Source organism: Sphingomonas sp. BLHR8 (assembly GCF_056821725.1).
On the sequence record NZ_JBPDIM010000002.1, the window covers coordinates 200,004 to 220,684 of the forward strand.

A 20,681-nucleotide genomic window follows, 5' to 3' on the forward strand; every position below is an offset into this window, starting at 1 on the left:
TTCTTCCCCCTCCCCCTTGTGGGGAGGGGTAGGGGCCCGCTCGCGTCTGCGAGCGGAAGAGATTATCGCGGCGTCGCGCTACCATATTTCACGAGCCGCAGACGCGGCTCGGCACCCACCCTGCCCTCGCCACAAGGTGGAGGGTTTGGTTTCTCAGCGCTCGCGCGTGGCGGCGAAGGTTAGCTCGGGGTGGCGTTCCGCCTGGTAGCTGACGTCCCACGCCGACTGCGCGAGGAACACCGGGTTGCCGTCGCGGTCGCGGGCAAGCTTGTCGCGGTGGAACCCTGCGAACGCATCGAGCGCCGCCTGCGGCCCCGACAGCCAGCGCGCGGTGTCGAACGGCGCGGGTTCGAGCTTCGCCTCGACCTTATACTCCGCCGCCAGCCGCGCGATCAGCACGTCGAGCTGGAGCTGGCCGACCACGCCGACGATCATCGTCGCGCCGATTTCCGGCGTGAACACCTGAATGACGCCCTCCTCGGCGAGGTCGGAGAGTGCCTTCCTGAGCTGCTTGGACTTGGTCGGATCGACCAGCGCCACGCGGCGCAGGATCTCGGGCGCGAAGTTGGGGAGACCGGTGAAGCGCACCATATTCTTTTCGCTGAGCGTATCCCCCACCCGCAGCGCGCCGTGGTTGGGGATGCCGATGATGTCGCCCGGCTCGGCGGTGTCGGCAATCTCACGGTCCTGCGCGAAGAACAGGATCGGCGAATGCACCGCGAGGGGCTTGCCGAGCCCCGACGGCGTGAGCTTCATGCCGCGTTTGAACTGTCCCGACACCACGCGCATGAAGGCGATGCGGTCGCGATGCTGCGGGTCCATGTTCGCCTGGATCTTGAAGACGAACCCGGTGACTTCCGTGCCCTCGGGGGCGATCGGCGCGGGCTCGGCCGGCTGCGCGCGCGGTCCCGGCGCATGCTCCGCAAGCCCCGCCAGCAGCGGCGCGATGCCGAAACGCTTCAGCGCCGAGCCAAACCACACGGGGGTGAGGTCGCCCGCGCGATAGGCTTCGGCGTCGAATTCCGGATAGCCCGCGCGCGCCAGTTCCGCCTCCGCCGCCAGCCGTGCCGCGCCCGCCGGGGTCAGCTTGTCGGCGAGGCTCGCTGCATCGGGGGAGGCGTGGTGCGAGACATCCTCGCCGCCGATGCGCGATTCGCCTGCGGGGCGCATCAGCTCGCCGGTGGTGAAGTCGTATAGCCCCTCGAACTCGCCGCCCATGCCGACCGGCCAGTTCATCGGGCACACGTCGAGCGCCAGCACGTCGGCGATCTCGTCGAGCAGCGCGAAGGCGTCGCGGCCTTCGCGGTCGACCTTGTTGATGAAGGTCGCGATCGGCACCGAGCGCAGGCGGCACACCTCGAACAGCTTGCGCGTCTGGCTCTCGATGCCCTTGGCGGCGTCGATGACCATCACCGCGCTGTCGACCGCGGTCAGCGTGCGATAGGTGTCCTCGCCGAAATCCTCGTGTCCGGGTGTGTCGAGAAGGTTGAACACCAGCCCCTCGCGCTCGAAGGTCATCACCGAACTGGTGACCGAAATCCCGCGCTGCTGTTCGATCGCCATCCAGTCCGACCGCGCCCGCCGCGCCGCCCCGCGCGCCTTGACCTCACCCGCAAGGTGCACCGCCCCCGCGGAAAGCAGCAGCTGTTCGGTGAGCGTGGTCTTGCCCGCGTCGGGATGGGCGATGATCGCAAAGGTGCGCCGGTTGAGCATCGCGCGGGCGGTAAGGGCGGCGCGGCGCGGGATCAAGGCGGGCGGGGCAGGTAGGGCAGGCGGGGCAGGCGCTTACCACTTCCCCCTGTCATGCTGAATTTGTTTCAGCATCCATGAGTCGCGCCCCGCCGCGTGGACCCTGAAACAAGTTCCGGGTGACGGTCGGGGGTGAGGCGGGGACCGCGCCGGCCTGCCCCTCGCCCGGTTGCCACCGTCGCGGTTGGCGGCGAAAGGAGGGGCATGGCCAGCATCACCCCCGCCGCCCGCCCCTATGCCGAAGTGGTCGGCGACCCCGTCGCGCACTCGCTCTCGCCCGCGATCCACGGCTTCTGGCTGGAGCGGCTGGGGATCGAGGCCGACTATCGCGCGACGCGGGTGGTCGCGGAGGAACTCGGCGCCTTCATCGCCGGGCGGCGCGACGATCCTTCGTGGCGCGGCTGCAACGTCACGCTGCCGCACAAGGTCGCGGTGCTCGATCATGTCGCCGACCCGGGCGAGCTTGCGGCGACCATCGGCGCCGCCAACACGATCGTCCGCGGCGACGACGGCGCGCTGGTCGCGGCCAACACCGACGTCGCGGGCTTCGCCGCGCCGCTCGACGGGGTGCCGCTGGAGGGCGCGCACGCGGTCGTCGTCGGCGCCGGCGGGGCGGCGCGCGCGGTGCTCTACGCGCTGGCGCGGCTGGGCGTGGGGGAGGTGACCCTGCTCGCCCGCCGCCCGCTGGTCGCGGCGGGGCTGCTGGCGAAGTTCGGGGTGAAGGGCCGGGTGCAGCCGCTCGACGCGCGCCTTCCGAAAGCACAGCTCCTCGTCAACGCGAGCCCGCTCGGGATGAAGGGGCAGGAGCCGCTCGAGCTCGACCTCGCTCCGCTTGCCGACGACGCGCTGGTGTATGACCTCGTCTATGCGCCGCAGGACACGCCGCTGCTGCTCGCGGCGGATGGGCGCGGGCTGGAGACGATCGGCGGGCTCGCCATGTTGATCGGGCAGGCGGCGGTGGCGTTCGAGCTGTTCTTCGGCGCCGCCCCGCCGCGCGACGAGGACGAGGCGCTGCTCGAACGGCTGGCGCTGTGAGCGTCGCGGCGGAGGGGCGCCGCCCGCTGGTAGTCGGGCTGACGGGCTCGATCGGCATGGGCAAGACCACCGTCGCGGGGATGCTGCGCGAGCTTGGCGTGCCGGTGTTCGACGCGGATGCGGAGGTGCATCGGTTGCAGGGCCCCGGCGGCGCGCTGCTGCCGGCGATCGAGGACGCCTTCCCCGGCACCACCGGACCCGAGGGCGTCGACCGGGTGCGCTTGCGGGATGCGGTGATGGGCGACGATGCTGCGCTCAAACGACTGGAGGGCATCGTCCACCCCGCCGTCGCGCAGGGCCAGCGCGCCTTCCTCGATGCAAACGCGAACGCGGCCGTGGTGGTGCTCGACATCCCGCTGCTGTTCGAAAAGGGCGGCCACGCGCTGGTCGACCGCATCGTCACCGTGTCCGCCCCCGCCGACGTGCAGCGCGCCCGCGTGCTGGCTCGCGCGGGTATGACGGACGCAGCGTTCGAGGCGATCCTCGCCCGCCAGACCCCCGACGCCGACAAGCGCGCGCGCAGCCATCATGTCATCGACACCGGCGCACCGATCGCCGAAACGCGCGCCGCCGTAGCGTCGCTGGTCGCTTGCCTGACCGCGGAGGCGGGCGCATAGTCGCCCGGACCATGCGAGAGATTGTCTTCGATACCGAAACCACCGGCGTTGATCCCCTGTCGGGCGACCGCATTGTCGAAATCGGCTGCATCGAACTGATCGACGGGGTGGAGACGGGGGTCAGCTGGCATCGCTACATCAACCCCGAACGCTCCATGCCGGCCGAAGCGTTCGCGGTGCATGGCCTCTCCGACAGCTTCCTCGCTGACAAGCCGCGCTTTGCCGATCTGGTCGAGGAGTTTCTCGAATTCGTCGGCGACGACGCGCGGCTGATCGCCCACAACGCCGCGTTCGATTTCGGCTTCCTCGATGCCGAGCTCAACCGCTGCCGCCGCGATCCGCTGTGCCGCACGCGCATGGTCGACACGATGGCCATCGCCCGTGCGCGGCATCCGGGCGCCAAGCACAGCCTCGATGCGCTGTGCGTGCGTTACGGCATCGACCGCAGCCACCGCGTCAAGCACGGCGCGCTGCTCGACGCCGAACTGCTGGCGCAGGTCTATATCGAACTCAACGGCGGGCGGCAGATCGGGCTGGCGCTGGGCGCGCTCGATGCGCTGGCGGGGGACGATATGATCCGCATCGCCCCGCGCGAGCGCCCCTATCGCACGCCTCGCCCGCATGCGGCGAGTGCGGCGGAACTTGCCGCGCACGCAGCGTTCATTGCGAAGATGCCGAACGCCATTTGGCTGCAGGCGTAACGGGGAGGGAAGGACCGGTTTCGATACTTTGCGCGGGGGCGCACCAACATCATCAACGAAGGAGACGGTGACATGGATATCAGGATCTCGGGGCATCAGATCGCGACTGGCGAAGCGCTCCAGGATCACGTCACCGATCGAATGACGGGGATTGCCGACAAATATTTCGCGCGCGCGCTGTCGGCGCAGGCGACCTTTGGCCGCGGGCCGCATGATTCGGTCACCTGCGACATCGTCAGCCACGTCATGCAGGGCGTCGTCCTGAAGGCGCAGCATCAAGCGCAGGACGCCCACGTCGCGTTCGAAGGCGCGGCGGAAAAGATCGAGAAGCAGCTGCGCCGCTACATGCGCCGGCTGAAGGATCGGTCGTCGGCCAACGGCGGGGCGAGCGCGAGCGGCATCGACCTCGACGCGGGCTACACCGTGTTCGACCCGGGCCAGCCCGACGCCGAAGACGCGGGCGATTCCCCGGCCATCATCGCCGAAACGCGGGTGGATGTGCCGACTGCGTCGGTCAGCGATGCGGTGATGATGATGGACCTCAGGAACACCACCGCGCTGCTGTTCGTGAACGCGGCGACCGATCGCCACAACATGGTCTATCGCCGCCCCGATGGCGCGATCGGCTGGGTGGAGCCGCAGCGAAGCTGAACTTTCGCGCCCGATTTGCGCCGGGCGCGACGCGGCGTTAAGGGGCGGCGCCGCGCATCGCTCGGCACATGTCGGCGCAGTCCCGCCCTTTCACGAAGCGGGCAGCCGATCATCATCCAAGGCAGCCAGTCGATCCTCCCCATGATCCAGCTCTCCGACCTGTTCTATCCGGCGACCGTGCGCGCCGGCGTCCCGATCGAATCCAAGCGTCAGTTCTTCGACGTGGCGGGTCAGCTCGCGGCGAGCGCGCTCGGCCTCGACGCCAGCGAAGTGTCGGAGGCGCTGCTCGAACGCGAGCGTCTGGGCTCGACCGCGTTCGGGCGCGGGCTCGCGCTGCCGCACGCGCGCATCGCGGGCATATCGGGCGTGCGCGCGCTGCTGATCCAGTTTGGGCGGCCAATCGATTTCGACGCGATCGACGCCCTGCCGGTGGACCTGGCGGTGGTGCTGATCTCCCCCGTCGATGCGGGCGCCGACCATCTGAAGGCGCTGGCGCAGGTTTCGCGGTTCCTGCGCGACGATGCGGCCGTTGCCCGGTTGCGCGGCGCGGGCAGCAACGAAGCGCTCTACGCGGTGATCGACCGCGAACCGACGCGCGACGCGGCCTGACGGGCGGCGGCGGGGGTGAGCGAGGGCGATGGCCCGGCCAACGGTGCCGAACATTTCCGCGGGCTCGAACGGCTCTACGCCGCTGCGCCGATCAACCGCAGCTTTCCATCGACGCTGCACATTCCCGGGGCCGGACGCAGCGAGATTCGTTTCGAGGTGACGCCCGACCACTGCCATGCCGCAGGGGCGAGCCACGGCACGCTCTATTTCAAGATGCTCGACGACGCGGCCTTTTACGCGGCGAACAGCCTGGTTTCCGACCGTTTCCTGCTGACGACGGCGTTCAACCTGTTCTTCACCAAACCGCTCCGTCCCGGGCCCGTCACCGCGCATGGCCGCTGGGTGAGCGGGCGGCGGCGGGTGTTCGTCGCGGAAGCGACGCTGGTCGACGCCGAAGGCGATGAAGCCGGACGCGGCACCGGCACCTTCATGCGCTCGAACTTCGCGCTGTCCTCGCTCGCGGGCTACTCGGCTTGACCGATGCGCCGCCCCGGCTCGCGGCGGGGGTGCTGGTGTCGGCGCTGTTGCGACGCGCCAGTGCTGAAGGCGGGTTCGGAGTGGTGCTTCGGCGGGGCGACGATCGCGCCGGGGGAATCGTCATCGAAACCGCACACGCGGGCCGGGCCGGAGCCATTCTGGAGCGCGGGACCGACCTCGACGGGCGCGAGAGCTGGCGAATCGTGGGGGACGGCGCAGACGCGGAAGCGACAAATATCGCGCGGGTCAAACGACTTCGCGCGGATCCCGATGCCTGGGTGATCGAACTCGACATCGCGGATGCAGAACGGTTCGCCGCAGAAACACTCGCGGCGAATTGACGCTGTCACCCGACTAAAACAGGGGCGTGCGCCAGCAACCCCGCGAAGGTTGCCGCCCGTGCCGACAGGCGATCCGCGTATTCTCCTAGCGGAACGAACCTCCGGCCTACCGCATCGGTTCCATGATGGACCGGGCGGGGGCGGTTAACACGCAGTCGGGTCCGCTGCCGACGGATCGGCCCATCCTCTGGACGGGTACAGGCATCCGGGACGAGCGACGGTCCTGCACATGAAAATGACTTGATGTTCCGCATGTTTTCGATCGCCTCCACGGTGGCGATTTCCATGTCTGCTTTGACCGCGGTCGCCATGACCGCCCCCGGTTTCGCCAGCGAAGCGATGCCGACGACCCGGACTCCCGCCCCCGTCATCCTGCCGATGACCCCTGCGCCGGTTGAGTCCACTCCCAGTTTCCGTTCCGAAGCCGTCGTCCAGACGCTGCCGGTGCGCGTGTCGGCCGACGATGATGCCGACGAAACGCGCTCCGCCCAGCGGGGCGACGATGCCGCCGACCGTGCGCGCCTGCGCCGGGCCGGTTCGCTCGCTGCGACGGTCGCTGCGGCCGATGGCGACGTGCTCGACGCGCAGCACCGCTGCCTCGCGCAGGGCGTTTATTATGAATCGAAGGGCGAGCCGCTCGAAGGCCAGCTCGCCGTCGCCGAAGTGATCATCAACCGCGCGCGCAGCGGCCGTTTCGCCAACAGCGTGTGCGGCGTGCTGACGCAGCGCGGCCAGTTCAGCTTCGTGCGCGGCGGGGTCATTCCGCAGCCGGCGGGCGGCGCCCAGTGGCGCACCGCGGTCGCGATCGCGCGCGTCGCGCTCGACGATGCCTGGGACAGCCGCGCGTCCAACGCGCTGTTCTTTCACGCGACGCGGGTCAGCCCCGGCTGGAACCGTGCGCGCGTGGCGAGCATCGGCAACCACGTCTTCTATCGCTGATCGCACGACCCCTTCCCGCGCCTGAGCGTGGGAGGGGGTCTTGCTTTGTTCACCCCGCTCGCGCTAGCGCCGGGGGATGGCGACGCTCCCGCATCCGCTGCCCGGTGAGGCCGGTTTCTGCGCGTCCGACGTGGCGCGTGGGCTTGCGCGGCTGTTCCATCGGCGCGGAGCGATGACGCTGTGCGAAGTGCCGCTGCCCAACGGGCGGCGCGCCGACATCGTCGCTCTGGACGCCAAGGGGCGCATTCACATCGTCGAGATCAAGGTCGCGCGCGGCGACCTGCTCGGCGATGCAAAATGGCCCGACTATCTCGAATATTGCGACCGGTTTTTCTGGGCGCTGCCGCCGGGGCTCGACCCCGCGCCCTGCCATGACCAGACCCGGCTGCCCGATCGCTGCGGGCTGATCGTCGCCGACCGCTACGACGCCGAAGTCGTGCGCGAGGCGGCGGAGCACCCCCTCGCCCCAGCGCGGCGCAAGGCGGAGCATCTCCGCATCGCGCGCATCGCCATGCGCCGGTCGATGGTGGCGATCGATCCCGACCTGATGATCGGCGACAGCGACCTGCCCGGCTGGCGGCGCTGACCCGCCGCTGACGCGAGCGGCTCGCGCGACCTAGCGGGGACCCTGCACCGGCGCGGTCGAACGCTGCGCGGGACGGGCGGTCATCAGCGTCACCACGCCCGCCAGCCGCGGGTCGCGCTGCGCATATTCGAGCGGACTCAGCCCCGCGACGCGATCCTGCAGCCGGGGGTCCGCCCCCGCACCCATTAGCAGCCGCACCATCGCCGGATCGCCGCGCTGCACCGCGATGTGGAGCGCGCTCTCGCCGCGATTGTTGACCTGATTGATCCGCGCCCCCTGCCCGAGCAGGAGCGTCGCGCCGTCGGCAAAGCCGAGCAGCGTCGCGGTCATCAGCGGCGTCGTCCCGTCGCGCGTGCCGATGTTGGCGTCCGCCCGCCGCGCGAGGAAAAACCGCATCCAGCTGAGGTCGCGGCGCGCCGTCGCGATCGCCAGCGGAGTTTCGCCACTGTTGGCATCGCGCGTGTTGACCAGCGTGCCGCTGCCGTCGCGGAGCAGGTTGGTCGCCTTGTCCCCGTCGCGCTGGCGGGTCGCCTGGAGGAGCTGATAGCCCGCGCTGGTGAGCGACGACTGCGCCGCCGCGGGTGCGCTGGCGGTACCGACCAGCGACGCGGCCAGGATGGCGCCAGCGAGGGCGAATGGGGCGAAGATCGAGCGCATGGTGATCGCTTTCGTCAGGTCGAGGTGTCGGTCGCGAGTTGCATTAGCCGCCGTGCCAACGCAAGGCTGAGCGCGCCATGAACCTCGCTCGTTTCTCGCTCCTCGCCGCCGCCACGCTGATGCTGGGCGCCTGCAATTCGGGTGCGCCGACCACGGCCGCGCCCGCCTCGCGCCCGCTCGATGGAGCGCGCGTCGGCGGACCGTTCAGCCTGACCGCGGCGGACGGTCGCACCGTCACCGACCGCGACTTCGCCGGCAAATACCGGCTGATGTATTTCGGCTACAGCTTTTGCCCCGACGTCTGCCCGGTCGACCTCAACTATCTGATGTTGGGGCTGAAAGAGTTCGAGCGGCAGGACCCGGCGCGGGCCGCGCGGATCCAGCCGATCTTCATCACCATCGATCCCGAGCGCGATACGCAGGAGGTCGTCGGGCGGTTCGCGGCGCAGTTCCACCCGCGCCTCATCGGCCTGACCGGCACGCCGCAGCAGATCGCCGACGTCGCGAAAGCGTTTCTCATCACCTACCGCAAGCAGCCGGGGTCGGCGCCCGACCGCTACCTCGTCGCGCATACGCAGCTCGCCTATCTGATGGGGCCGGGAGGGGAGCCGGTGGCGCTGATCCCGATCGACGATGTGTCGACGCCCGACGTCAACGAAGGCAAGCCCGAGCTCGTCGCCGCCGAACTCGCGCGCTGGGTGCGCTGACGCGCGGCGACGTGGCGCAAGACCGCTTCTGGGAGCGTCCGCTCGACAGCCTCGACCGCGCCGAGTGGGAGGCGTTGTGCGACGGCTGCGGCAAATGCTGCCTGCACAAGGTCGAGGAGGAGACCGACGACGGCTCGCCGGGGCCGGTGTGGCCGACCAACGTCGCCTGCCGTCTGCTCGACTGCGACAAGGCGCGCTGCACCGCCTATCCGCAGCGCAAACGCTACGTCCCCGACTGCCTGACGCTGACCAAGGAGAATGTGCGGCAGATCGCCTGGCTGCCGCGCACCTGCGCCTATCGCCTGCGCGCGGCTGGTCGGCCGCTGCCGCGCTGGCACTACCTCGTCTGCGGCGATCGCGAAGCGGTGCATCGCGTCGGCGAGTCGGTGCGCGGCTGGGTGGTGAGCGAAACGCTCGCCGGGCCGATCGAGCACCACATCGTCGAACGCGAGCTGTGAGCGCGGGCGAGGGGTTTGCGGTCGAGGTCGGCGATGCGTTGCTGCCGGTGCGCGTGCGGCGGCACCCCGCGGCGCGGCGGCTGCGGCTGCGCTGGGACGCGGGGCGCGGCGAACTCAAACTGACGCTGCCGCCGCGGTCGAGCCTCGCCCGCGCGCGCGACTGGGTGGCGGGTCACGGCGACTGGATCGCGCGCGCCGCCGCCGCCGCTCCGGCGCGGGTGCTGGTTCGCGCCGGCGCGACGCTGCCGTGGGGGGAGGGGGCGCTGACGCTCGCGCATTCCCCCGCCGCGCCGCGCACGCCGCGGGTCGAGGGCGCGCGGCTGATCGTGGGGGGACCGGCGGAGGGGCTGGGGCGCCGTGTGGCGCGCTGGCTGGCCGTTCAGGCGCGCGCCGATTTCACCGCACGCTGCGAGGCGCTGGCGGCCACGGCGGGGGTGCGCGTGGCGAGCGTGGCGGTGGGCGACCCGCGCAGCCGCTGGGGCAGCTGCTCCAGCCGGGGCACGTTGCGCTTCTCGTGGCGGCTGATGATGGCGCCCGACCGGGTGCGCCAGGCAATCGCCGCGCATGAGGTCGCGCATCTGCTCCACCTCGACCACAGCCCCGAGTTCCGCGCGGCGGAGCAGCGGCTGGCCGGCGCCGGCGAGCCCGAACGCGCGCGCGCCTGGCTGCGCGCGAACGGCGCGGCGTTGCAGCGAGTCGATTTCGGCTGAGGGCGGCACGGGCTGTTGCGCACGGCGGTTCAAAGCTGCGCCGCCGCCGCCGCGGGGCGCCACCGCCGCCCCCCCCTTCGTCACCCTGAACTTGTTTCAGGGTCCGCGCGCCGCGCCTCGGCCCTGGATGCTGAAACAAGTTCGGCATGACGGGTGGGGGTGAGGGCGGCTTGCCCGCCCGCCTGCCTACCCGCCTGCCAGCCATCCGCTCGCCCGCTCGCCTTCACGCCTGCGCTCCCTCAGCCGGCCCGCTGGCCCGCTCCCCCGCTCCCCTTCCCGCCTGCGCTCCTGCCGCCGGCGCGGACGCCGGCCGCCGCGTCGCGCGCCTCGTCAGAACTCGTTGCTGACCTTCACCCCCTCGTTGGTGGAGGGGGGCGGGGCTCGGGGGGCGGGGGGTGGCGGGGGCGGCGTTGGCGCGCGGCGGCCGGTCTGTTCGTCGATCCACTTCTGGTCGAGCCGGGGGCCGTCGGGCTCGGGCGCCGGCTTGGCGGGCGCGACGCCGCCGCTGTCGGGCTCGATCACCGGGGCGTTGAAGTCGGGGTCGGCGGGGACCACCGTCGGCTCGCCGAAGCCGTCGTCGGGCAGCGGCTCGCCCATATAGGCTTCGTCGTCGCTTTCGAGCTGCCATTGCGGCAGTTCGACCTCGGTCTTGAACGGCACGACCGGCCGGTCGGCCACCGCGACTCGCATGAAATCGGCAAAGGCGCGGGCGGGTGCGGTGCCGCCCTGCAATCCGCCGACCGCGCGCGCGTCGTCGCGACCCATCCACACACCGGTCGTCAGCCCGCTCGAAAAGCCGAGGAACCAGCCGTCCTTGTTGCTGCTGGTGGTGCCGGTCTTGCCCGCGACGGGGCGTCCGATCTGTGCGGCGCGGCCGGTGCCCGTGTTGACCGCGGTCTGGAGGAGGTCGGTGATCCCCGCCGCCACCCACGGGTCGACCAGCACGCTCGCCTCGCGCACCGGGCGTTCGTAGAGGATCTCGCCCCCCGCGGTCGCGACGCGGGTGATGCCATAGGGCTGCACCGAGCGGCCTTCGGCGGACACCGCGGCAAAGGCGGCGGTCATGTCGATGACGCGCACCTCGCTCGTCCCCAGCACCATCGACGGGTGGGTGTTGATGGGGGAGGTGATGCCGAAGCGCCGGGCTATCGACGCAATCGCGCTGGTCCCGACCGCCTGGCCGAGCTTTGCCGCGACGGTGTTGACCGAATAGGCAAATGCGGTGCGCAGGTCGATCGCGCCGCTGTAGCGCCCCGAACTGTTGCGCGGGCGCCAGCCATTGATGGTCACGGGTTCGTCAATTACGCGGTCGCCGACCTGCTGCCCCGCCTCCAGCGCGGCCATATACACGAACAGCTTCCACGCCGAACCCGGCTGGCGGCGTGCGACGGTCGCGCGGTTGTAGTTGGAGGTGACGTAATCGCGCCCGCCGACCATCGCCCGCACCGCGCCGTCGTTCTCTAGGCTGACGAGCGCCCCCTGCGCCCCTGCCGGGGTGTTCGACTGCACCGCCGCAGTCGCTGCGCGCTGCAGGCCGAGGTCGAGCGTCGTGTAGACGTCGATCGCCTCGCTGGTCGGGTCGATCAGCGTATCGAGCTGGAGCAGCGCCCAGTCGGTGAAATAACGCGCGCTGTTCTGGTTGGGCTCGGCGGTCAGCGTCACGTCGGCGGGCCGCGCGCGGCGGCGCTGCATCGGGCTGATCACCCCGGCGTCGAGCATGGTATCGAGCACCACCCCCGCGCGGCCGATCGCCGCCTGGGCGTCGGCGGTCGGCGAATAGCTCGACGGCGCCTTCACGAGGCCGGCGATCACCGCCGCTTCGTTGAGGTCGAGGCTGGTCGCGCTGTGCCCGAAAAAGCGCCGGCTGGCAGCGTCGATGCCGTAGCTGCCGCCGCCGAAATAGACCTTGTTGAGGTAGAGTTCGAGGATCTGGTCCTTGGTGAACTTGCTCTCGAGCGCGAGCGCCAGGATCGCCTCGCGCATCTTGCGGCTGAGGCTGTAGCTGTTGGTGAGGAAAATGTTGCGGGCGAGCTGCTGGGTGATGGTCGACGCGCCCTGCCAGCGACGCTCGGTGCCGCGGTTATCGTACGCGACCTTCACCGACCGCGCCATGCCGACAGGGTCGAGCCCGATGTGGCTGCGGAAACGGCGGTCCTCCACCGCGATCATCGCATCGCGCATCACGCGCGGCGTTTCGGACAGGCGCAGCCAGCGGCCGTAGGTCGGGCCCATCGACACGATGATCGCCCCGCTGGCGTCGTGGAAGCGGATCGTCTGCCCCGTCGTGGTGCGTTTCAGCGCCTCGAACGAGGGAAGGTTCTGCCGTGCGAGGGCAACCGCGATGCCCACCGCAAGCAGCGCCGCCAACGTGAGCGCGAGCAGCGTCCACGCGATGCGCTTGAACCATCGTCGGCCCCGGCCCGGGGGCGGCGGGGTGCGACCGTTGGATCGTGGAGCGCTGGACCGGCGCCGCGCGCCGGACGGTCGGGCGGTGGCCATCGCGGCGGTGCGCTCAGCCCTGGTCTTCGGCGAAGTCGAGCGCGGCGCTGTTCAGGCAGAAGCGCATGCCCGTCGGCTGCGGCCCGTCGGGGAAGACGTGGCCGAGGTGCCCTTCGCAGCGGGCGCAGCGCACTTCGTCGCGGATCATGCCGTGGCTGGTGTCGCGCACCACGGTCACTGCGGCGGGATCGATCGCCTGGTAGAAGCTCGGCCAGCCCGAACCGCTGTCATATTTGGTCGCGCTGTCGAACAGCGGCGCGCCGCAGCCGTTGCAGACATAGGTGCCGTCCGCCTTGTGCGCGTTGAAACGGCCGGTGAAGGCGCGTTCGGTGCCATGTTCGCGCAACACATGATAGGCTTCGGGCGACAGCCGCTCGCGCCATTCGGCATCGCTGAGCGCGGCGGGATCGGCGGATGCGGGGTCGCGGTCGGTCATGCGGCGCAACGTGGCGGCATGACGCGCGAAACTCAAGACGCGACGCGCACGCACGGGGCGAAGGGCAGGCGCTTGCGCGGGGAGCGGCTTCCCGGCACAACCTCGCCCATCTTTCTCCCCCAACTCCCCCAACCAAGGAACCGCCCATGAGCCGCGACGCCGTTATCGTCTCCACCGCCCGCACGCCGATCGGCCGCGCCTATCGCGGCGCGTTCAACGCGACGCCGGGCGCGACGCTGGGTGCGCTGTCGCTCGGCGAAGCGGTAAAGCGCGCCGGGATCGAGGGCGCGGAGGTCGACGACGTGCTGTGGGGCAGCGCGCTGCAGCAGGGCGCGCAAGCGGGCAATCTCGCGCGGCAGGTGGCGCTGCGCGGCGGCCTCCCGGTGACCGTGTCGGGCATGACGATGGACCGCCAGTGCAGCTCGGGGCTGATGAGCATCGCCACCGCCGCCAAGCAGATCGTCATGGACCGCATGGATGTGGTCGTCGCGGGGGGTCAGGAATCGATCAGCCTCGTCCAGACCAAGGACATGCGCGTGCAGCCCGATCCGTCGCTCCTCGCGATGCACCAGTCGATCTACATGCCGATGTTGCAGACCGCCGAAGTGGTGGCCAAGCGCTACAACATCAGCCGCGACGCGATGGACGAATATGCGCTCCAGTCGCAGCAGCGCACCGCCGCGGCGCAGGAAGCGGGCAAGTTCGACGACGAGATCGTCGCGGTCGACGTGACCATGAACGTGACCGACAAGGCGACCGGCGAGACCAGCCAGAAGGACCTGCGGGTCACCAAGGACGAGGGCAACCGCCCCGAAACGACGCTGGAGGGGCTGCGCGCGCTGCAGCCGGTGATGGGCCCTGACGCGACGATCACCGCGGGTAACGCCAGCCAGCTTTCCGACGGCAGCTCGGCGAGCGTGCTGATGGAGGCCGGCGTCGCGGCGCGCAAGGGGCTGACCCCGCTCGGCCGCTACGTCGGCATGGCGGTGGCGGGCACCGAGCCCGACGAAATGGGCATCGGCCCAGTCTATGCAATCCCGAAGCTGCTGGAGCGGTTCGGGGTCAAGATGGACGACATCGGGCTGTGGGAGCTCAATGAAGCGTTCGCGGTGCAGGTGCTCTACTGCCGCGACAAGCTCGGCATTCCGAACGAGCTGCTCAACGTCAACGGCGGCTCGATCTCGATTGGTCACCCCTACGGCATGACCGGCGCCCGCTGCGTCGGCCACGCCCTGATCGAAGGCAAGCGCCGCGGCGCACGCTACGTCGTCGTCACCATGTGCGTCGGCGGCGGCATGGGCGCCGCGGGGTTGTTGGAGGTTCTCTGACAAGGCGAGGCGGATAGCAGCGCTATCCGCCGGTCGGCGAAGCCGACGCCGAAGGCCGGCCGACAGGCGGCGGAGCCGACCTGATCGACGTCATGGGATTTACTCCCGTGACGGCCCCGCCTGGACGGTGGCTCCGCCAACGATAACGCGGGACCCCGGATCAAGTCCGGGGTGACGATCTTTGGTTTGGTGTGGTGTGCCGTGGTGCGATGCGGTGTGGTGAGGTCGCATGGCCCCCCCCCGCCCGCCGCCCACCCACACCGCACCGCCCGCGCCGTACCTCACCGCGCTGACCAGCCCCCCCCTCATTGCCCTCCCCGTCCGCCCCGCCTATCGGGCGGCGACGCAGCTTTATGAGGACGCGAGCGTGGCGAATGTGGCGGTGGTTGGCGCCCAGTGGGGTGACGAGGGCAAGGGCAAGATCGTCGACTGGCTGGCGAGCCGCGCCGATGCGGTGGTGCGCTTTCAGGGCGGCCACAACGCCGGGCACACGCTGGTGGTCGACGGCGCGGTCTATAAACTGTCGCTGCTGCCGTCGGGGATCGTCACCGGTACGCTGTCGCTGATCGGCAATGGCGTGGTGCTCGACCCCTGGGCGCTCAAGGACGAAATCGAGCGGCTTCGCGCGCAGGGGGTGGAGATCACCCCCGACAATTTCGCGCTCGCCGACACCTGCCCGCTGATCCTGCCGCTGCACCGCGACCTCGACGGGCTGCGCGAGGCGGCCGCGGGCTCAGGCAAGATCGGCACCACCGGGCGGGGCATCGGCCCGGCCTATGAGGACAAGGTCGGCCGCCGCGCAATCCGGGTTTGCGACCTGATCGATCCGGACGCGCTCGACACGCAGCTCGACCGGCTGTGCGCGCACCATGATGCGCTGCGTGCGGGCTTCGGCCAGCCGCCGGTCGATCGCGCCGCGCTGGTCTCCGAGCTCGAGGGGATCGCGCCGTTCGTGCTCGAATTCGCGCAGCCGGTGTGGAGCCGCCTCAACGCCGTCAGGAAGGCGGGCAAGCGCATCCTGTTCGAGGGCGCGCAGGGGGTGCTGCTCGACGTCGACCACGGCACCTATCCCTTCGTCACCAGCAGCAACACCGTCAGCGGCACGGCGGCGAGCGGGTCGGGGCTGGGGCCGGGGGCGGTCGGGTTCGTACTCGGCATCGCCAAAGCTTACACCACGCGCGTCGGCAGCGGGCCGTTCCCGACCGAGCTCGATGACGCCACCGGGCAGCGGCTGGGCGAGCGAGGGCGCGAGTTCGGCACCGTTACCGGGCGCAAGCGGCGCTGCGGCTGGTTCGATGCGGTGCTGGTGCGCCAGGCGTGCGCGGTGAGCGGCGTGACCGGCATCGCGCTGACCAAATTGGACGTGCTCGACGGGTTCGAAACGGTGCGGATCTGCACCGGTTATCGCCTGCCGGGCGGGGGGACGATCGACCACTACCCCGCGCGCACCGCGGACCAGCTGGCGGTGGAGCCGATGTACGAGGAGATGCCCGGCTGGTCGGAATCGACCGCGGGCGCGCGGCGCTTCGCCGACCTCCCCGCCAATGCGGTCAAATATGTCCAGCGGCTGCAGGAGCTGATCGAAACGCCGATCGCGCTCGTGTCGACCAGCCCGGAGCGTGACGACACGATTCTGATCCGCGACCCGTTCGAGGACTAGGCCTCGCTGAGGTCGCGGGCGAGTCGCCGCCGGGCGAGCCAGTAGAACAGCGCGGGGATCAGCCCCAGCCACGCCGCGGCGTAGAGCACGTAGCGCACGCTATCTTGGCCGTAGGCGGGCTGGAGCGCGTCGCTGAGCGCGCCGAACAGGAACGGGCCGAGGCCGAGGCCGATGAGGTTCTGCCCGAACAGCATCAGCGACGCCGCGACCGAACGCTGCTCGGCGGGCACCAGCCCCTGCACCAGCGCGTAGGTCGGGCCGTAGTAGAGGCTGTTGAGGATCGTCGGCACGATCAGCATGGCGAGCGCGAGGCGCCAGTCGGCAAGCCAGTAGCCGAGGAACAGCAGCGGCGCGGCGATCAGCATCCCGACCGCGGGGCCGGTCAGGATGTGGCGCGGATCGCGCTTGCCCCAGCGGTCGGCGAGCTGCCCGCCGAGCCAGGTGCCGAACATCCCCGCCAGCCCCAGCACCACCGCCCCGGCGATGCCCACCTGAGTTGTCGACAGGCCGTGCGTGCGGATGAAAAAACTGAGCGTCCACAAACCCTTGCCGTAAGCGAGGAAGGCGGTGAAGCTCGCCGCAAACCAGAGGAGGAGGAAGCTCCGGTTGGCGAACACCGCGCGGATGGCGCGGCCCATCGGCGGCGGGGGCGGCGCGGCGGCGGCGGCGGCCTCGCGCGCGGCGACGCTCTGCGCCATGCGCGGGTCGCGGATCAGTCGCGGCACCAGCAGCGCCAGCAGCACGCCGGGGAGGCCGACCAGCATCAGCGCGGGGCGCCAACCCCATTGGTCGTTGACGACGCCGCCGATGACGAGGCCGAGCAGCGTCCCGATCGGCACGCCCATGCCGTAAAATGCAATGGCGCGGTTGCGGCGTTCCTTGGGCACGCTGTCGGCGATCAGCGAATGCGCGGCGGGGGTGCAGCCCGCCTCGCCCACGCCGACGCCAATGCGCGCGAGGAGGAGCTGCCAGAAATTCTGCGCCAGCCCGCACAGCGCGGTCATCCCCGACCAGATGGCGAGCGACCAGGCAACCAGTCGCGAACGGTTGGTCGAAGGCTTGTCGGCAAGCCGCGCGATCGGGATGCCGAGCAGCGCGTAGAACACCGCAAACGCCGGCCCCGCGAGCAGCCCGAGCAGCGTGTCCGAAATCTGCAGGTCACGCTTGATCGGTTCGGCGAGGATGTTGACGATTTGCCGGTCGAGAAAATTGAGAATGTAGATGACGAGCAGCGTCCACAGCGTGAAACGCAGCGCCCGCGCGTCGGGTCGCGGCCTGTGCGCCGTGGATGCCGGTGCCGTCGTCATTACCGCTCTCTCCCGCCGGCGCGGTGGTCCGCGCTCTAGCCGCCAGTGGAGCGGACGCGGACGCCGCTGTCAAAAAGGTCGGCGGCGGTAGCGGAAATACCAGATCTCGTGGCCCATGCGGCGGGCCTTGGCTTCGTAGCGGGTGGGGCTCCAGCCCACCGGCCGCTCAAGCATCTGCGCGGCGTCGTCGATCGTCCAGGCAAAGGCGTCGCGGTGGCGCTGCATCACCATCAGCGCGTGCTCGACGTAAATCGGGTGGTCGCTCGAAAAGCGGAATTCGCCGCCGGGCTTGAGCTTCGCCGCGATCAGCTCGAGCGGACCGTCGTTCATCATCCGCCGCTTGGCGTGGCGCGCCTTGGGCCAGGGGTCGGGGTGGAGGAGATAGACGAACGACAGCGCGCCGTCGGGCACGCGCTCCAGCACCTCGATCGCGTCGCCATGGCGGAGGCGGACGTTGGCGAGCGCGGGGCGGTCGGCGGTGGGCTCCAGATGCGCGAGCGTGGAGGCGACGCCGTTGAGGAACGGTTCGGCGCCGATGAAGCCGTGGTCGGGAAGCAGGTCCGCCCGCGCGGCAAGATGCTCGCCGCCGCCGAAGCCGATCTCGAAATGGAGCGGGCGATCGTCGCCGAACAGCGCCGCGCTGGTGACCGGGCCGTCATCGGGGACCGCCACCACCGGCAGCAGCCGCTCGATCCGCTCGACCTGCTGCGGGCGCAGCGGCTTGCCCTTGGCGCGGCCGTAGAGGCGGCGAAAGCGCTGGGCTTGGGGCTGGGGCGGGGGCTGATCGTCGCGGTCGTCCACGCGCCCGGCCGATAGGGACGCGACCGCCGAGTTTCAAATCACAAATATTGTGCGGATTTGTTGGCGCGGGCGGGAGCAATGGCAGGGCATGTTCGTTCGGATGACAAGTTTGCTGAAAGGTGCCCTGATGCCCAAGACCGAAGCCCCCTCGTCCAATAAAAACGCTCCCGCCGCTGCCAAGCCAGGCAAGGCCGGCGGCCCTCGTCCCAAGGGCGGCATGCCGTTCGAGGAAAATCCGATGGGCGACCAGCTTCACGACATGGGCAACCGCAGTTCATCGCCGCAGCCGCCCAAGCCGCCGGTCGATCCGAGCGCGAACGCCCCCAAGCCAAGCGGCCCGCTCAACGACGCGGAGGTCGGCGATGCGGGCGAACTCCACCAGCGCGGCGGACCGGCGCTAACCGACAATCACGGCCATCCGATCAGCGACAACCAGAACAGCCTGAAGGCCGGCGCGCGCGGGCCGACGCTGCTCGAAGATTTCCTGCTGCGCGAGAAGATCTTCCACTTCGACCACGAGCGCATCCCTGAGCGCATCGTTCACGCGCGCGGCACCGCGGCGAAGGGCTTTTTCGAGGCGACCGCCGACATCAGCGCGATCTCCAAGGCGGCAGTGTTCAAGAAGGGCACGCGCACCGAAGCGATCACGCGCTTTTCGACCGTCGCCGGCGAACGTGGCAGCAAGGACACGCCCCGTGACGTGCGCGGCTTTGCCGTCAAGATGTACACGACCGAGGGCAATTGGGACCTCGTCGGCAACAACATGCCGGTGTTCTTCATTCAGGACGCGATCAAGTTTCCCGACCTCGTCCACAGCGTAAAGCCCGAGGCCGACCGAGCCTTTCCCCAGGCGGCGAGTGCGCACGATACCTTTTGGGACTTCATTTCGCTGATGCCCGAATCGAGTCACATGGTGATGTGGCTGATGTCGGACTTCTCGCTGCCGCGCTCCTACCGCACGATGCAGGGATTCGGCGTCCACACCTGGCGGCTGGTTAACGATGCGGGCGAAGGCACGCTCGTCAAGTTCCACTGGAAGCCGCGCGCCGGCACACAGTCGACCTGTTGGGACGAAGCGGTCAAGATTTCGGGCGCCGATCCCGACTATCACCGCCGCGATCTGTGGGAAGCGATCGAACGCGGCGATTATCCGCAGTGGGACCTAGGCATTCAGGTCATCGACCTCGAGTGGGCGGCGAAGCAGCCGTACGACATCCTCGATGCGACCAAGCTGATTCCCGAAGAGGAGGTGCCCGTCCAGCTGATCGGCACGCTGACGCTCGACCGCAACGTCGACAATTTCTTCGCGGAGACCGAGCAGGTCGCGTTTCTGCCGTCGAACGTGCCGCCAGGGATCGATTTCTCGAACGACCCGCTGCTGCAGGGGCGGCTGTTCTCCTACCTCGACACGCAGAAGTCGCGGCTGGGGACGACCAATTTCCACCAGATCCCGGTCAATGCGCCGCGCTGTCCGTTCAACAATTTCCAGCGCGACGGGCTGATGCAGACGCTCGTCCCCAAGGGCCGCGCCACCTACGAGCCCAACGGGCTGGGCGAGAATGGCGAGGATCCGGGGCCGCGGTCGGTGCCGAACGGGTTTCGGACCTTCCCCGAGAACGGCGAGGATAACGACCCGACGCTGAAGGTGCGGGTGCGGCCGGAGACGTTTGCCGATCACTACAGTCAGGCGCGGCTGTTCTACGCATCGCAGACGCCGATCGAGCAGGCGCATATCGCCTCGGCGCTCGTGTTCGAGCTGTCGAAATGCGAGATCGAGCGGGTGCGCGAGCGGACGATGGCCAACCTGCGCAACATCGACGAAAGCCTCGCCCAGCGCGTTGCCGACGGGCTGGCCATGCCGCTGCCGCCGGCGAGCGAAGCGGCGCGCCCGACGCTCGACATGCCGACCTCGGACGCGCTGTCGATCGTCAAGCAGGGCGACCCGGTGATGAAGGGCCGGCTGATCGGCATCCTGATCGCCGACGGGTCGGACAAGAAGGACGTCGATGCGCTCACCGCCGCGATCAAGGCCAAGGGCGGCACCCCGTTCCTGGTCGCGCCCAAGATCGGCGAGGTGAAGCTGAAGGGCGGAAGCCTCAAGGCGGACGGCCAGCTCGCCGGGTCGCCGTCGGTGCTGTTCGACGCCGTGGCGGTGGTGCTGAGCGAGGAGGGCGCGGCCATGCTCACCCGCGAAAGCGCCGCGGTGCAGTTCGTCATGGACGCCTTCGGCCACGTCAAGACGATCGGCCACAACGCGGGGGCGCAGGCGCTGCTCGACAAGGCCGGCGTCGAAGCCGACGCGGGCGTCACTGACCTCAACAGCTTCGCCGATGTCGCACCCAAGCGGCATTGGGATCGCGAACCAAGGGTGCGGATGCTGGCCTAGCCCCCCTATCCGGGTCAGCCCGCAGCT

21 protein-coding genes are annotated in these 20,681 nt (G+C 69.9%); 15 read left to right on the forward strand and 6 right to left on the reverse strand.

Features of this window, described 5'->3' with window-relative positions:
• Nucleotides 1-153: 153 nt before the first annotated feature.
• Nucleotides 154-1,713 (reverse strand): peptide chain release factor 3, encoded by a 1,560-nt coding sequence (locus tag ACRYJK_RS10965; RefSeq protein WP_482667753.1) that lies wholly within the window; start codon nt 1,711-1,713, stop codon nt 154-156.
• Nucleotides 1,714-1,953: 240 nt separating this feature from the next.
• Between ACRYJK_RS10965 and ACRYJK_RS10970 the strand changes: the two genes are divergently transcribed.
• The 9 genes from ACRYJK_RS10970 to ACRYJK_RS11010 all read left to right on the forward strand — a co-directional run bounded on the left by ACRYJK_RS10970 (nt 1,954) and on the right by ACRYJK_RS11010 (nt 7,705).
• Nucleotides 1,954-2,784 carry a shikimate dehydrogenase family protein gene (locus ACRYJK_RS10970; protein WP_482667623.1) on the forward strand — a complete coding sequence of 277 codons (831 nt, stop codon included), beginning with the start codon at nt 1,954-1,956 and terminating at the stop codon, nt 2,782-2,784.
• On the forward strand, nt 2,781-3,401 hold the full coding sequence (gene coaE / locus ACRYJK_RS10975; RefSeq protein ID WP_482667624.1) for a dephospho-CoA kinase: 621 nt from the start codon (nt 2,781-2,783) through the stop codon (nt 3,399-3,401). The genes ACRYJK_RS10970 and coaE overlap by 4 nt, the downstream gene beginning before the upstream one ends.
• Nucleotides 3,402-3,412: 11 nt before the next feature.
• A complete protein-coding gene (gene dnaQ, locus ACRYJK_RS10980; RefSeq protein ID WP_482667625.1) occupies nt 3,413-4,102 on the forward strand; it encodes a DNA polymerase III subunit epsilon in 690 nt (229 codons plus the stop codon).
• A gap of 72 nt (nt 4,103-4,174) precedes the next feature.
• Entirely contained in the window at nt 4,175-4,753 is a 579-nt protein-coding gene (gene hpf / locus ACRYJK_RS10985) for a ribosome hibernation-promoting factor, HPF/YfiA family (RefSeq protein ID WP_482667626.1), read from the forward strand.
• 141 nt (nt 4,754-4,894) lie between these two features.
• Nucleotides 4,895-5,362: a PTS sugar transporter subunit IIA gene (locus ACRYJK_RS10990; RefSeq protein ID WP_482667627.1), complete on the forward strand. Its 468-nt coding sequence runs from the start codon at nt 4,895-4,897 to the stop codon at nt 5,360-5,362.
• Nucleotides 5,363-5,377: 15 nt separating this feature from the next.
• Nucleotides 5,378-5,839, forward strand: coding sequence for a PaaI family thioesterase (locus ACRYJK_RS10995; protein ID WP_482667628.1), 462 nt, complete (start codon nt 5,378-5,380; stop codon nt 5,837-5,839).
• Nucleotides 5,836-6,180 carry a DUF1491 family protein gene (locus tag ACRYJK_RS11000; protein ID WP_482667629.1) on the forward strand — a complete coding sequence of 115 codons (345 nt, stop codon included), beginning with the start codon at nt 5,836-5,838 and terminating at the stop codon, nt 6,178-6,180. Before ACRYJK_RS10995 ends, ACRYJK_RS11000 begins: the two co-directional genes overlap by 4 nt.
• 285 nt (nt 6,181-6,465) lie before the next feature.
• Nucleotides 6,466-7,119 (forward strand): cell wall hydrolase, encoded by a 654-nt coding sequence (locus ACRYJK_RS11005; protein ID WP_482667630.1) that lies wholly within the window; start codon nt 6,466-6,468, stop codon nt 7,117-7,119.
• Between the two features lie 76 nt (nt 7,120-7,195).
• Nucleotides 7,196-7,705, forward strand: a complete 510-nt coding sequence (locus ACRYJK_RS11010) for an MmcB family DNA repair protein (RefSeq protein ID WP_482667631.1) — start codon at nt 7,196-7,198, stop codon at nt 7,703-7,705.
• 30 nt (nt 7,706-7,735) lie between these two features.
• On the opposite strand, the gene ACRYJK_RS11015 is transcribed toward ACRYJK_RS11010, so the two are convergent.
• Complete coding sequence (locus ACRYJK_RS11015) at nt 7,736-8,362, reverse strand: ankyrin repeat domain-containing protein (RefSeq protein WP_482667632.1); 627 nt, start codon at nt 8,360-8,362, stop codon at nt 7,736-7,738.
• Between the two features lie 77 nt (nt 8,363-8,439).
• Here ACRYJK_RS11015 and ACRYJK_RS11020 point away from each other — a divergent pair, with 77 nt between their 5' ends.
• The 3 genes from ACRYJK_RS11020 to ACRYJK_RS11030 are packed head-to-tail and all read left to right on the forward strand — an operon-like array spanning nt 8,440 to nt 10,237.
• Nucleotides 8,440-9,069: an SCO family protein gene (locus ACRYJK_RS11020; RefSeq protein ID WP_482667633.1), complete on the forward strand. Its 630-nt coding sequence runs from the start codon at nt 8,440-8,442 to the stop codon at nt 9,067-9,069.
• Between the two features lie 11 nt (nt 9,070-9,080).
• A complete protein-coding gene (locus tag ACRYJK_RS11025; protein ID WP_482667634.1) occupies nt 9,081-9,527 on the forward strand; it encodes a YcgN family cysteine cluster protein in 447 nt (148 codons plus the stop codon).
• A complete protein-coding gene (locus tag ACRYJK_RS11030; RefSeq protein ID WP_482667635.1) occupies nt 9,524-10,237 on the forward strand; it encodes a M48 family metallopeptidase in 714 nt (237 codons plus the stop codon). The genes ACRYJK_RS11025 and ACRYJK_RS11030 overlap by 4 nt, the downstream gene beginning before the upstream one ends.
• 330 nt (nt 10,238-10,567) lie before the next feature.
• Here ACRYJK_RS11030 and ACRYJK_RS11035 read toward each other — a convergent pair whose 3' ends face one another.
• Nucleotides 10,568-12,736: a transglycosylase domain-containing protein gene (locus ACRYJK_RS11035; protein ID WP_482667636.1), complete on the reverse strand. Its 2,169-nt coding sequence runs from the start codon at nt 12,734-12,736 to the stop codon at nt 10,568-10,570.
• A 13-nt stretch (nt 12,737-12,749) separates the two neighbouring features.
• Nucleotides 12,750-13,172: a peptide-methionine (R)-S-oxide reductase MsrB gene (msrB, locus tag ACRYJK_RS11040; RefSeq protein WP_482667637.1), complete on the reverse strand. Its 423-nt coding sequence runs from the start codon at nt 13,170-13,172 to the stop codon at nt 12,750-12,752.
• A gap of 146 nt (nt 13,173-13,318) precedes the next feature.
• Here msrB and ACRYJK_RS11045 point away from each other — a divergent pair, with 146 nt between their 5' ends.
• The gene (locus tag ACRYJK_RS11045; RefSeq protein WP_482667638.1) at nt 13,319-14,500 is read left to right on the forward strand and encodes an acetyl-CoA C-acyltransferase; all 1,182 of its coding nucleotides are present in this window, start codon (nt 13,319-13,321) and stop codon (nt 14,498-14,500) included.
• Between the two features lie 367 nt (nt 14,501-14,867).
• Nucleotides 14,868-16,160 (forward strand): adenylosuccinate synthase, encoded by a 1,293-nt coding sequence (locus ACRYJK_RS11050; RefSeq protein WP_482667754.1) that lies wholly within the window; start codon nt 14,868-14,870, stop codon nt 16,158-16,160.
• On the opposite strand, the gene ACRYJK_RS11055 is transcribed toward ACRYJK_RS11050, so the two are convergent.
• Together ACRYJK_RS11055 and trmB are read right to left on the reverse strand one after the other, a co-directional pair.
• The gene (locus ACRYJK_RS11055) at nt 16,157-17,467 is read right to left on the reverse strand and encodes a spinster family MFS transporter (RefSeq protein ID WP_482667639.1); all 1,311 of its coding nucleotides are present in this window, start codon (nt 17,465-17,467) and stop codon (nt 16,157-16,159) included. The two genes, ACRYJK_RS11050 and ACRYJK_RS11055, sit on opposite strands and share 4 nt — an antisense overlap.
• 69 nt (nt 17,468-17,536) lie before the next feature.
• Complete coding sequence (gene trmB, locus ACRYJK_RS11060; protein ID WP_482667640.1) at nt 17,537-18,268, reverse strand: tRNA (guanine(46)-N(7))-methyltransferase TrmB; 732 nt, start codon at nt 18,266-18,268, stop codon at nt 17,537-17,539.
• 127 nt (nt 18,269-18,395) lie between these two features.
• Between trmB and ACRYJK_RS11065 the strand changes: the two genes are divergently transcribed.
• A complete protein-coding gene (locus ACRYJK_RS11065) occupies nt 18,396-20,654 on the forward strand; it encodes a catalase (protein WP_482667641.1) in 2,259 nt (752 codons plus the stop codon).
• The last annotated feature ends 27 nt before the right edge of the window (nt 20,655-20,681 follow it).

Bases quoted from the DNA above. Each gene is read 5' to 3' on its own strand.
- ACRYJK_RS11045 (WP_482667638.1), top strand. From the start codon at position 13,319: ATGAGCCGCGACGCCGTTATCGTCTCCACCGCCCGCACGCCGATCGGC.
- ACRYJK_RS11015 (WP_482667632.1), bottom strand. From the start codon at position 8,362: ATGCGCTCGATCTTCGCCCCATTCGCCCTCGCTGGCGCCATCCTGGCC.
- ACRYJK_RS11005 (WP_482667630.1), top strand. From the start codon at position 6,466: ATGTCTGCTTTGACCGCGGTCGCCATGACCGCCCCCGGTTTCGCCAGC.
- msrB (WP_482667637.1), bottom strand. From the start codon at position 13,172: ATGACCGACCGCGACCCCGCATCCGCCGATCCCGCCGCGCTCAGCGAT.
- ACRYJK_RS11010 (WP_482667631.1), top strand. From the start codon at position 7,196: ATGGCGACGCTCCCGCATCCGCTGCCCGGTGAGGCCGGTTTCTGCGCG.
- ACRYJK_RS10965 (WP_482667753.1), bottom strand. From the start codon at position 1,713: ATGCTCAACCGGCGCACCTTTGCGATCATCGCCCATCCCGACGCGGGC.
- hpf (WP_482667626.1), top strand. From the start codon at position 4,175: ATGGATATCAGGATCTCGGGGCATCAGATCGCGACTGGCGAAGCGCTC.
- ACRYJK_RS11055 (WP_482667639.1), bottom strand. From the start codon at position 17,467: ATGACGACGGCACCGGCATCCACGGCGCACAGGCCGCGACCCGACGCG.
- ACRYJK_RS11065 (WP_482667641.1), top strand. From the start codon at position 18,396: ATGCCCAAGACCGAAGCCCCCTCGTCCAATAAAAACGCTCCCGCCGCT.
- ACRYJK_RS10990 (WP_482667627.1), top strand. From the start codon at position 4,895: ATGATCCAGCTCTCCGACCTGTTCTATCCGGCGACCGTGCGCGCCGGC.
- ACRYJK_RS10970 (WP_482667623.1), top strand. From the start codon at position 1,954: ATGGCCAGCATCACCCCCGCCGCCCGCCCCTATGCCGAAGTGGTCGGC.
- ACRYJK_RS11035 (WP_482667636.1), bottom strand. From the start codon at position 12,736: ATGGCCACCGCCCGACCGTCCGGCGCGCGGCGCCGGTCCAGCGCTCCA.
- dnaQ (WP_482667625.1), top strand. From the start codon at position 3,413: ATGCGAGAGATTGTCTTCGATACCGAAACCACCGGCGTTGATCCCCTG.
- ACRYJK_RS11020 (WP_482667633.1), top strand. From the start codon at position 8,440: ATGAACCTCGCTCGTTTCTCGCTCCTCGCCGCCGCCACGCTGATGCTG.